8 protein-coding genes are annotated in these 11,425 nt (G+C 70.4%); 5 read left to right on the plus strand and 3 right to left on the minus strand.

Annotated features, from left to right (window positions below; all coding sequences use genetic code 11):
• Positions 1-38: 38 nt before the first annotated feature.
• The 3 genes from OG595_RS28705 to OG595_RS28715 all read right to left on the minus strand — a co-directional run bounded on the left by OG595_RS28705 (position 39) and on the right by OG595_RS28715 (position 4,425).
• Positions 39-1,658 (minus strand): NADH-ubiquinone oxidoreductase-F iron-sulfur binding region domain-containing protein, encoded by a 1,620-nt coding sequence (locus OG595_RS28705; protein ID WP_164406570.1) that lies wholly within the window; start codon positions 1,656-1,658, stop codon positions 39-41.
• Positions 1,655-2,953: a ferric reductase-like transmembrane domain-containing protein gene (locus OG595_RS28710; RefSeq protein ID WP_329276933.1), complete on the minus strand. Its 1,299-nt coding sequence runs from the start codon at positions 2,951-2,953 to the stop codon at positions 1,655-1,657. The genes OG595_RS28705 and OG595_RS28710 overlap by 4 nt, the downstream gene beginning before the upstream one ends.
• Before the next feature lie 233 nt (positions 2,954-3,186).
• Positions 3,187-4,425, minus strand: a complete 1,239-nt coding sequence (locus OG595_RS28715) for an IS701 family transposase (protein ID WP_329283141.1) — start codon at positions 4,423-4,425, stop codon at positions 3,187-3,189.
• A gap of 42 nt (positions 4,426-4,467) precedes the next feature.
• Between OG595_RS28715 and OG595_RS28720 the strand changes: the two genes are divergently transcribed.
• The 5 genes from OG595_RS28720 to OG595_RS28740 all read left to right on the plus strand — a co-directional run bounded on the left by OG595_RS28720 (position 4,468) and on the right by OG595_RS28740 (position 11,423).
• Positions 4,468-5,064, plus strand: coding sequence for a pentapeptide repeat-containing protein (locus tag OG595_RS28720; RefSeq protein WP_329275236.1), 597 nt, complete (start codon positions 4,468-4,470; stop codon positions 5,062-5,064).
• Between the two features lie 325 nt (positions 5,065-5,389).
• The gene (gene leuS, locus OG595_RS28725; RefSeq protein ID WP_329276935.1) at positions 5,390-8,269 is read left to right on the plus strand and encodes a leucine--tRNA ligase; all 2,880 of its coding nucleotides are present in this window, start codon (positions 5,390-5,392) and stop codon (positions 8,267-8,269) included.
• 157 nt (positions 8,270-8,426) lie between these two features.
• Positions 8,427-9,209 (plus strand): hypothetical protein, encoded by a 783-nt coding sequence (locus OG595_RS28730; RefSeq protein ID WP_329276937.1) that lies wholly within the window; start codon positions 8,427-8,429, stop codon positions 9,207-9,209.
• Positions 9,210-9,290: 81 nt separating this feature from the next.
• Positions 9,291-10,136 (plus strand): DegV family protein, encoded by an 846-nt coding sequence (locus tag OG595_RS28735; protein WP_329276939.1) that lies wholly within the window; start codon positions 9,291-9,293, stop codon positions 10,134-10,136.
• Positions 10,137-10,304: 168 nt separating this feature from the next.
• Positions 10,305-11,423, plus strand: coding sequence for a helix-hairpin-helix domain-containing protein (locus tag OG595_RS28740; RefSeq protein ID WP_329276941.1), 1,119 nt, complete (start codon positions 10,305-10,307; stop codon positions 11,421-11,423).
• Positions 11,424-11,425: the final 2 nt, after the last annotated feature.

Consider the following 11,425-nt stretch of genomic DNA (forward strand, 5'->3'; position numbering starts at 1 on the left):
TCGATCCGAGTGGCCCGCCGTCGTTGCTTCCGCGTGTCTCAGCGACCGCTGCCCAGGGCGCGACGGCCCCGGCCACCGCGCTGGGACAGGACCGGCAGGCGGTCGGGGGCCGACGCCCTGGTGTCCTCCTCCAGGCGCAGCGCCAGCGCCGGGCAGCGGCGCACCGCGCGCAGCGCCTTCGCCTCCGCGTACCGGGGGACCTTCGCCTGCGCGACGGTGGGGAAGCCGTCGGCGCCGAGTTCGAAGACCTCCGGGAGGATGTCGGCGCACAGGCCGTGGCCCCGGCAGAGGGTCCAGTCGACGTAGATCTTCTGGCGGCTGGGGCCGCTCTCCTCCTCCGCCTGGCCGCCCGGGATGCCCGTGGGCGTCTGGCCGCCCTCGAAGAGCGGCAGAACGCCCTCCACGGGCCTTCCGCAGCCGTTTCCGAGGACGTGGGCCGCGAGGTCGTCGGTGAACGCCTTGATGGTCGATTCCAGGAACATCGCCGAGCCGTCCGGGTGCGAGCACGCACCGCGCCGCTTCACGGACTTGGCGACCTGCTTGACGGCCTCCAGGGCGGCCGGGCCGCCGCCGTTGAGGATGTCCGCCATGCCGCGCGCCGCCGCGGGCAGGCCGAGGTAGCAGGGGCCGCACTGGCCGGCGCTCTCCTCGGCCAGCCACTGGGCCACGCGCAGGGACTCACCGAGCGGGCAGGTGTCCTGGCTGATCGGCAGGATCGCGCCGGCGCCGAGCGCGCCGCCCACGGCGTCCAGGGAGTTGCGGGAGACGATCGCCTCGTTGACCGTCGCCGAGTCGATCCACTTGCCGTGGTAGCCGCCGGTCAGCACACCCTGCGGGACCGGCGGGGCGCCGGCGAGCTGGAGGACGTACCGCAGGGGCACGCCGGTCGGGACCTCGATCACCATGGGGCGGGCGACCGCGCCGGAGACCGTGAGCATGACGGTGCCCGGCTCGTCGTACAGGCCGGTGTTGCAGTAGCGCTCGGCGCCGATGCGGGCGGCGATGGCCAGCTGGGCGTACGTCTCGGCGTTGGACAGCAGGGTGGGTGCGCCGCCGACGCCGCTCTGCGAGGCGCTGATCTTGCGGCCGGGCGGGATCGCCGGGCCGCCGTCGATGGAACGGATCAGCGAGGCGGCGGCGCCGGTGACCATGCGGATCGGATTGCGCTGCACGCGCGCGCGGAGGGCCGACCGGCGGCCGTTGTTGAGGCCGCGCTCGGCGAGCGCGGCCTCCATGGAACGCTGGGTGGATTCACGTGTCACCCCGATGACGAGCGTGCGGGCGCCCATGGCCTCCGCGCACAGCAGGGCGCCGTCCAGGATCAGGTGCGGGGCACGGTTGACCAGCACCGTGTCCTTGCGGCAGGCGGGCTCGTCCTCGCTCGCGTTGACGACGACGACCGGCCGCACACCGCGGCGGATCGCCGTCTCGGCGACCGACCGCAGCTTCTTGTGAAAAGGGAAGCCCGCGCCGCCGCGGCCCTTCAGCGAGATACGTTCGGCGAGCTGCGCGAGCTGCTCGCCGCCCATCGGTTCGAGCGGCCCGTGCACCTTGAGGTGCATGGGCAGGTCCAGTCGTTCGACAAGGTCGAAACCCGACGTGAGCTGGGGAAGCCCGACCACGCGGACTTCGGGGACGTCGGGCAGAGCCTCGTTCACTTAAAGCCTCCGGAAGGCGCGTTCCAAGGTTCGCCCGAACCCGGTGCGTCGAAGTCATAGGAAGCACCGGGGTTTGTATCAGTGGCGGGACCGCTGTTGTACGTGTCGTTCGCGTTGTACGTGCCATAGGCGGCATTCGACTCACCGGTGTTGTACACATCACTCGTGCCGTACGCGGCGGTGCCCGGATTGCCATAGGCAGGGATGTTGTATCCGGTGTCGTTCATCGGGTCGTACGCCGACACGGGCGCCTCGCCGACCGGCGGCGGGGACGGGATCGGCCAGCTGCCCGACGTGCTGCCGTCCATCCGCGGCATCGCCTCGGTGGACTGGATGTCCATGCGCGCGGTCTGGTCCATGTACGAGTCCTGCGTGCGCGGGGGAGTCACGGCACGGTAGGCCGCCGCGAAGCCGTCCTGCGCGGGTTCGGGGGTCATGGTGCGGCTGGCCGGCACGTCGTAGAGCGGTGACGCGGAGGGCGCGCTGCGCTGCGGGGGGATCCCCGAGTCCCCGCGCGCGGGCCTGCCCGCGGACTGGTTCTCGTAGCCCGGCAGGGAGGACTCCCCGAGGCGTGCACGGCTCGCGTCCAGGCCCTCGCGGCCCGGTCGCTCCTGGGAGCCCAGGATCGCCATGATCTGGGCGGCCACCTTGCGCTTGAACGGGCGGGGCGCGGAGCGCAGCGCCAGGGCCGCGATGACCGCGACCAGGGACAGGCTGTACAGGATCGTGAAGATCGGCTTCGCCTGACGGCCCGCGTACAGGCCGTGGACCAGCGCGAAGCACCAGGCCGGGTAGGCCAGCATGTGCATCGCGCGCCAGCGGGCCGCGACCGGTGCCGGGGAGGCGAACCGGCTGCGCAGCGCGCCGGTGAAGGCCGTGAAGATCATGAGCAGGCCGGCCATGGAGCCCATGCCGATGAGGCCCGAGGTGCCGCTGACGCCGAGGCTGAAGGGGATCAGCGCGGCGATCAGCGGGGCGTGGTCGAGGGCCAGTTTCACCGAGACGTGCAGCAGCAGGAAGGCGACCGAGGAGACGGCCGTCGTCCGGTGCACGGCCTGTGCGATCAACCGCTGACGGGTGTTCAGGAAGACCCGGTCGGTCGCGACCAGACCCCAGATCACCGAGCAGGAGAGGGCGACCAGTGACAGGACGCCGGCGCCGAAGTTGAGGAAGTCCTGGACCGAGTCTCCTCCGACCAGCACGACCACGGGTATGAGGATCAGCATGGCAGCCGTCGCCATCCCGGAGGCCGAACGGCCCGTCCTGGGAAGCGAACTGTTACTACGAGGGTTCATGGGGGCAACTCCGAGCGGTTCGGGAAGGCGGTCCCGCGTCGAACTCTAAGTCGAGACATACCGAGGAGTACGAGGTTTGAGTTATTGCGTTGTTACCAAAGGGCTGTGAGGCCGTTGTGATGTCCCATAGGGGTTGTTACGCGAAGTAATTTTTGAACCTGGTTCAGGTTTTGCTGTGTGGCGATTCACGTTTCCTTCTGAGGCCCTAGTACTCCAGCTGCAGATCGTGATCTTCATGTCTGGGATGCGGCTTGTCGTAGGTAATGGCTGTTCCGTGACCGTGCCTGGTGGCGGCGTCGCCAGTCGGACCAGCCGAGCCGGTGGGCCAGATCGTGAAGAGGCCGGACGGCAACGGTGATGAACAGTCGCTGGATCTCATTGCAGGTCAGCGGGATCAGACCGTCGGGTCCCGGCCGGTGGGCATGCTCGTCGGCTCGGACGACGGCGAGGAAGGCGTGGGCGAGCATGGCGAGGGTGACCCAGCGGCTCCAGGAGGGGTAGCGGCGGACCTGGTGCTCGTCGAGCCCGGCCAGGCCCTTCCCGGTCTGGAAGGCTTCCTCCACTCGCCACCTGGAACCGGCGATCCTAACCAGAGTGTTCAGCGGCACCAACTGGGCGGAATGGCAGCGGTAGTAGGCCAGTTCGCCGGTGGCTCGGTTGCGGCGGATCAGCAGCTGGCGCCCTCCTGATCCCGTGGCGACCAGATCGATCACGGCCCAGTCGTAGAAACGCTGTCCCTTCGCTCCCTGTCCGGCGGACAGCTTCTGCCAGGCCCGCCGGGGCAACTTGGCAGCCAGGGCATCCGCACGAAACTTGCCTGCCCCGGTGGCCACTTCGGCCGAACACGCCACTGCAAGCACGTAGCCCATGCCGCGTTCCTCCAGAGCGGACCACAGTTTCGGGTTGCCGCCATAGACCTCGTCGCCGGTCACCCAGCCGACATGGTGTCCGGCGTCCAGGAATCGTTCGATCATCACGCGGGCCAGCTCCGGCTTGGTCGCGAAGTCGGTGTCCTCGCCGAGTCCGGCCGCCCGGCAACGGTCGGGGTCAGAGATCCAGGAGCGCGGGATGTACAGCTCGCGGTCCACCGCTGCGTGCCCGCGGGCGCCGGCGTAGACAAGGTAGACGGCGACCTGGGAGTTTTCGATCCGGCCGGCGGTGCCGGTGTACTGGCGCTGGACCCCGACGGTGTGAGTGCCCTTCTTCACGTCGCCGGTCTCGTCCACGACCAGCACCGCGGCCTCGTCGTGCAGATGCTCCACGACATACTCGCGCACGTCGTCGCGGACGGCATCGGCGTCCCAGGCCGCCCGGCACAGCAGATGCTGCATGCCATGCGGATTCGCATCCCCGACCCACTCCGCGATCGTCCAGCAGTTCTTGCGCGGCAGGTCCGCCAGCAGTCCCAACACCAATCGCCCGGCCCGCCGCCGGGGTTCGACCCGGGCGAACCGGCCCGCGATACGCCCCATGGCCACCTCGAACGCCTCCCGCCAACGGACGGGATCTATGCTGTGACCTACGGCCACCGTCTGATCTTCTGTCTTCACACACCGATGATCACCGGTGGCCGCACCTGCTCCCGCACCAGCCCGGACCTGTGTGACCGGCTGACGGACGGCGAACTGCCGGAAATCCGGGCGACGGCCACCGCCCCGGCTGACACGCTGGCGCACATGACCACGCCACCGACCGCGAGACAACGACTCGCCGCGCTCCACAGCTATGCGGCCGTGAACGGTGAGGACTTCACCGGCCAGAACCTTGCTTCAGCTCGCACGTCGCAACTGCGGTTCACTCGCTGCTCGTTCATCGGGGCCGATCTACGCCACGCCACCCTGGACGGGTGTTGGTTCAAGTTCTGTGACTTCAGCGGCGCAGACCTGCGCGGGGCTTCACTGCGCGAGGTCAGCCTGGCCGGATGCGATCTACGGGGTGCTGATCTGCGCGACACCGATCTGACCGACGCCAGGTTCGGAAGCGTAAACACTGGCGTGCCCCCGCTCGGGCTGACCAACATCACCGGTGCCCGGTTCGACGGAGCGTCCTTGCGCAACATTCAAGCGGAAGGCGTCATCGGGTGGCCACCCGGGCACGGCGCGAACGAGTAGGCCCTGCCTGGCGGCAAGATCACGATCTACAGCTGGAGTACTAGGGGGTCGTGGGAGTGTCGTGTGGGGGTCCTGTGGGGACTTCCGGGACTCCGTCCCGGCGTGGCACCCGGTGCCGTGCGCCCCGGTAACTCCGTCGCGGCTCCCTCGACGACTGCGGTACCCTGACGCCATGCGTGCCGTACGCCTTCTGCTTAGCGAGCCGCGCTGATCAGTCCCGACCGCTGACGAATCGTGGTCGGCATCGGCGCGGCGTCCCCTCCTGTGCGAGGGGATTTTTCATTTCCAGCCGCTGGCAGAGACGATCGATGGAGCTTTGAGGACCATGAGCGAGACGAACCCCGCTGCCGCCGAGGTCGCGGCGCCGCACCGCTACACGGCTGCCATGGCGGCCGACATCGAGGCACGCTGGCAGGACTTCTGGGACGCCGAGGGCACGTACGCCGCCCCCAACCCGAGCGGCGACCTGGCGGGCGACCCCGAGCTGGCGGCCAAGCCCAAGAAATTCATCATGGACATGTTCCCGTACCCCTCCGGTGCGGGTCTGCACGTCGGCCATCCGCTGGGCTACATCGCGACCGACGTGTCCGCCCGCTTCCAGCGCATGACCGGCCACAACGTCCTGCACACCCTGGGCTTCGACGCCTTCGGCCTGCCCGCCGAGCAGTACGCGGTGCAGACCGGCACGCACCCCAGGGTGTCCACCGAGGCCAACATCGAGAACATGAAGGTCCAACTGCGTCGGCTGGGCCTGGGCCACGACAAGCGCCGGTCCTTCGCGACGATCGACCCGGACTACTACAAGTGGACCCAGTGGATCTTCCTGCAGATCTTCAACTCCTGGTACGACGAGGAGGCGGACAGGGCCCGCCCGATCGCCGACCTGATCGCCCAGTTCGAGAGCGGCGAGCGTGCCGTACCGGGTGACCACGCGCGCGCGTGGAACGAGCTGACCGCCATCGAGCGCGCCGACGTCCTGGGCGAGTACCGCCTGGCGTACGCCTCCGAGGCGCCCGTCAACTGGTGCCCGGGACTGGGCACCGTACTGGCGAACGAGGAGGTCACCGCGGACGGCCGTTCCGAGCGCGGCAACTTCCCCGTCTTCAAGGCCAGGCTGCGCCAGTGGAACATGCGCATCACCGCCTACGCCGACCGGCTGCTGAACGACCTGGACGCGCTGGACTGGCCCGAGGCCATCAAGCTGCAGCAGCGCAACTGGATCGGCCGCTCCGAGGGCGCCCGCGTCGACTTCGCCGTGGACGGCGGGGCCATCACGGTCTTCACCACCCGCCCGGACACCCTGTTCGGCGCCAGTTACATGGTTCTGGCGCCCGAGCACCCGCTGGTCGAGAAGCTGGTCCCGGCCGCCTGGCCCGAGGGCACCCACGACGTCTGGACGGGCGGCCACGCCACGCCCGCCGAGGCCGTCGCCGCCTACCGCGCCCAGGCCGCCTCGAAGTCGGACGTCGAGCGGCAGGCCGAGGCCAAGGACAAGACCGGTGTCTTCATCGGCTCGTACGCGACCAACCCGGTCAACGGTGAGCGGATCCCCGTCTTCATCGCCGACTACGTCCTGATGGGCTACGGCACCGGCGCGATCATGGCCGTACCGGCGGGCGACCAGCGCGACTTCGAGTTCGCGCGCGCCTTCGAGCTGCCGATCCACTGCATCGTCGAGCCGACCGACGGACGCGGCACCGACACCTCGACATGGGACAGCGCCTTCGGGGCGTACGACGCGAAGATCATCAACTCGGCCAACGGCGACATCTCGCTGGACGGGCTGGCCGTCGCCGAAGCCAAGGCGCGCATCACCGAGTGGCTGGAGCACAAGGGCATCGGCCACGGCACCGTCAACTTCCGGCTGCGCGACTGGCTGTTCAGCCGCCAGCGCTACTGGGGCGAGCCCTTCCCCATCGTCTACGACGAGGACGGCGTCGCCCACTCGCTGCCCGAGTCGATGCTGCCCCTGGAACTGCCCGAGGTCGAGGACTACTCGCCGCGCACCTTCGACGCGGACGACGCGAACACCGAGCCCGAGACCCCGCTGTCCCGCAACGCGGACTGGGTCAACGTCACCCTGGACCTGGGCGACGGGCGTGGCCCGCGGAAGTACCGCCGCGAGACCAACACCATGCCCAACTGGGCCGGTTCCTGCTGGTACGAGCTGCGCTACCTGGACCCGCACAACAGCGAGAAGCTGGTCGACCCGGCCATCGAGCAGTACTGGATGGGCCCCCGCGAAGGACAGCCCCACGGCGGCGTCGACCTGTACGTCGGCGGCGCCGAACACGCCGTACTGCACCTGCTGTACGCGCGCTTCTGGTCCAAGGTCCTGTTCGACCTGGGGCACGTCTCCTCGGCCGAGCCGTTCCACCGGCTGTTCAACCAGGGCATGATCCAGGCCTTCGTGTACCGCGACAGCCGCGGCATCGCCGTCCCGGCCGCCGAGGTGGAGGAGCGCGACGGCGCCTACTTCCACGAGGGCGAGAAGGTCTCCCGGCTGCTGGGCAAGATGGGCAAGTCCCTGAAGAACGCGGTCACTCCGGACGAGATCTGCGCCGAGTACGGGGCGGACACCCTGCGCCTGTACGAGATGGCGATGGGCCCCCTGGACGTGTCGCGGCCGTGGGACACGCGCGCGGTGGTGGGCCAGTACCGGCTGCTGCAGCGGCTGTGGCGCAACGTCGTCGACGAGGAAAGCGGCGAGGTCACCGTCGTCGACACCGAGGCAGACGAGCCGACACTGCGGGCCCTGCACAAGGCGATCGACGGCGTCCGCCAGGACCTGGAGGGCCTGCGGTTCAACACCGCGATCGCCAAGGTCACCGAGCTGAACAACCACCTGACCAAGGCGGGCGGTCCGGTCGCGCGCACGGTCGCCGAGGCACTGGTGCTGCTGGTCGCGCCGCTGGCCCCGCACATCGCCGAGGAGCTGTGGCGCAGGCTGGGCCACTCCGAATCGGTCGTCCACCAGGACTTCCCGGTCGCCGACCCCGCGTACGTCGTGGACGAGAGCGTGACCTGCGTCGTGCAGATCAAGGGCAAGGTCAAGGCGCGTCTGGAGGTCTCGCCGTCGATCTCCGACGACGAGCTGGAGAAGGTGGCCCTGGGTGACGACAAGGTCGTGGAGGCGCTGGCCGGCGCGGGGATCCGCAAGGTGATCGTGCGGGCGCCGAAGCTGGTCAACATCGTCACGGCGTAGCGGCGCAGGGGAGGGCGGTCCGGCGGGTTGTCTGCCGGGCGGCTCCGGGTAGTCCCCTACGGGCAGGTTCGGGGTTCTTTTGGAACTCCGGGCCTGCTCTTTGCGTTTACCGTTGAAGAGCGGCTCGAAGGCCGTGCCCGGTACGAGGAGGAGCGTCGTGGAAGCCGCTGTCGCAGTTGTCGCCCTGCTCTTCCTGCTGTTCGTCGTGCTGGGCGTGTACGCGACCGTGAAGGTGGTCGGCGCGGCCAAGAGAGGTGTGGACCGGACGATCTCGCAGGCCCGCCGCACGGTCGAGGACACCACGCTGCGCGCCAAGACCTACGCCCAGCCGGGCCCGGCCGGCGAGCTGGCCCAGCTCAGGCTCAAGCTGCGTACGTCGATGCGTGCCACGCAGGACGCGCTGCACGCGGGCGTGGGCGAGGACGAGTCCCTGAAGGAGGCCCTCGGCCTCTTCGAGCGGCTCAGCGCGCACGGCCACGAACTGGACGCGGAGCTGAAGCGGCTGGAGTCCGAGCCCGACCGGGCGACACTCGTCGCACGGCTGCCCGCCCTGCGCGAGCGCACCGACCACATCACGCATGCGGCCGACTCGCTGCGGTGGGCGGCCCGGGACCGGGCGACCCGTTTCGCGGGCGACGACCTGGACGCCCTGAGAACTCAGATAGACGTCGAGGCGGGCGCCCTGCGGCACTGGACGACCGAGGAACCCACGCCTGCCCCCGCACCCGCACCGACCCCCACATCGACCTCCACGCCCGCCTCGGCTCCGCCGCCGTGGCCCGAGGCCCCGGCCGCCGACGGCGCCTCGGCGCAGCAGACCTGGCCGGACAACCCCGACGCCCGCCGGGCCGCCGAACAGACCAGGCCGGCCATCACTCCGCCGGTCCAGCCGCCCGTCTACCCCTGGCAGAAGAAACCCCGTCCCGAGAGCACGACTTGATCCGGCGGGCCGCCTCCGGGTCCGTCGCAGGTGAAAGGGGCGGGCTGCCGCCCACGAGCTACGGCAGGTAACCTCCAGCTCATGTCCCGCCATGTCGCGATCGTCACCGATTCAACGGCCTACCTGCCGCCGCTGACGATGGAGCGCCACGGCATCATCGCGGTGCCGCTGACCGTGGTCATCGGTGACCAGGCGTTCGAAGAGGGCACCGAGATCTCGGCCCGGTCCCTGGCGCAGGCACTCCAGAAGCGCCGGTCCGTCACCACCTCGCGCCCCAGTCCGCAGCTCTTCGCGGAGACCTACCGCAAGGTCGCCGAATCCGGCGCCACCGGCATCGTCTCGCTGCACCTGTCCGCCGAGTTCTCGGGCACGTACGACGCGGCCGTCCTGGCGGCCCGTGAGGCGCCGGTGCCCGTCCGGGTGGTGGACACCGGCATGGTGGCTATGGCCCTCGGGTTCTGCGCGCTGGCCGCGGCCGAGGCGGCGGAAGCGGGCGGCACGGTCGACGAGGCCGTCACCGCCGCGGAGAAACGGGCCGCGGGCACGTCCGCCTACTTCTACGTGGACACCCTGGACTATCTGCGCCGTGGCGGCCGGATCGGCGCCGCGCAGGCCCTCCTCGGCTCGGCCCTCGCCGTGAAGCCGTTGCTGCAGCTGGACGGCGGCCGTATCGAGCTGCGGGAGAAGGTGCGGACGGCGTCCAAGGCCATCGCCCGCCTGGAGGAGATCGTCGCCGAGCAGGCGGGCGGCGCGCAGGTCGACATCGCGGTTCACCATCTGGCCGCACCCGACCGGGCAGCGGCCCTCGCGGACCGGTTGCGGGTGCGGGTGCCGGGACTGGCCGAGCTGCACGTGAGCGAGATCGGTGCGGTGATCGGGGCGCACACCGGGCCCGGGCTGCTGGGAGTGGTTGTCTCGCCTCGGTGAGGGGCCCCTGCGGGGGTGTTGCGCGGAGCGCTGTCGCGGCGCTCTGTTGGGGGATTCCGCCTGCGCGCAGCACTCGTGTGGGTGACAGAGTTATCCACAACCGGCTGGGTATCCACCGGAATTGAGCAAGATCATCGCGAGTGTGGTGGTTTGCTCCATCCTCGGCGCATGGCACTTCGATCACGTTCACACGCGACCACTCCGACCAGCGGCCCGGGCCGCGGCCCGATGTCCGACGGCCGTGTCCGGCACGGTCATCGCCGTCCCCGCAGCAGGGCCCGACAGCATCAGGCGTCGGCCGACGAGATCCGTCGACGGGCGGAGGTGCTTTTCGGCGAACAGGTACTGGAACGAAGGGAGTCGGGGAACGGGCCGCCGGGTGGTGAGCGGGATGCGGGGGCGATGGCGGGCGGGGAGCGGGCGCGGTTCCCCGGGCCGGCGGCAGGGCGTGGGGTTTCCGGCGGGGTCGGGGTCAGGGGCGAGGGCATGGGCGCTGGCGTCGACGGGGACACCCTCGTTGCGGCTGCCGTCGCGGACAGCGGTGTCGGGGCTGACGGCGGTGCCGCGAGCGGTCCGGCCGCCGGGGCTTGGCAGGAGCGGGCCGGGCTTGCGCTGCGGGAGCGGATGCCCGTGTGGCTGCAAGTGCGGTGCGGTCTGGAGCGGCGGAGCGTGGTGGCGCTCACGGTGGTGCTGGCCGCTGCCGCGGCGCTCGCCGTGCAGCACTTCTGGACAGGGCGTGCCCAGCCTGTTCGGGCGCCGGAGGTGGTGCGGGCGGCGGCTCCTTTCGCGGCGGCGCGTACGGACGGCGCGGCCGGTCCCCGGGGCGTCGCGGGAACGGCCGGGGCCCAGATCGTGGTGGACGTCGGCGGCAAGGTGCGTGAGCCCGGGGTTCACCGGCTGCCGGCCGGCTCCAGGGTCGCCGACGCCCTCCGGGCCGCGGGCGGGGTGCGGCCCGGTACGAAGACCGACGGGCTCAACCGCGCGCGGTTCCTCGTGGACGGCGAACAGGTGGTGGTCGGCGGGGCCGTGCCTGTCGTACCCGGGGCGGTCATGGGCGGTGTGACCGGCTCGGGCGGCGGGGGAGCGGGTGGCTCCGTGGGCGGGACGGGGGCCGGACCGGCGGCGCCTGTTTCGTTGAACACCGCCACCACGGATCAGCTCGACACCCTGCCGGGGGTCGGCCCGGTGCTGGCGCAGCACATCATCGACTACCGCACCCAGCACGGTGGATACCGTTCCGTGGACGAACTGCGCGACGTGAACGGCATCGGTGATCCGACGTTCTAACA

This window comes from Streptomyces sp. NBC_01451, from assembly GCF_036227485.1.
GTDB lineage: Bacteria > Actinomycetota > Actinomycetes > Streptomycetales > Streptomycetaceae > Streptomyces.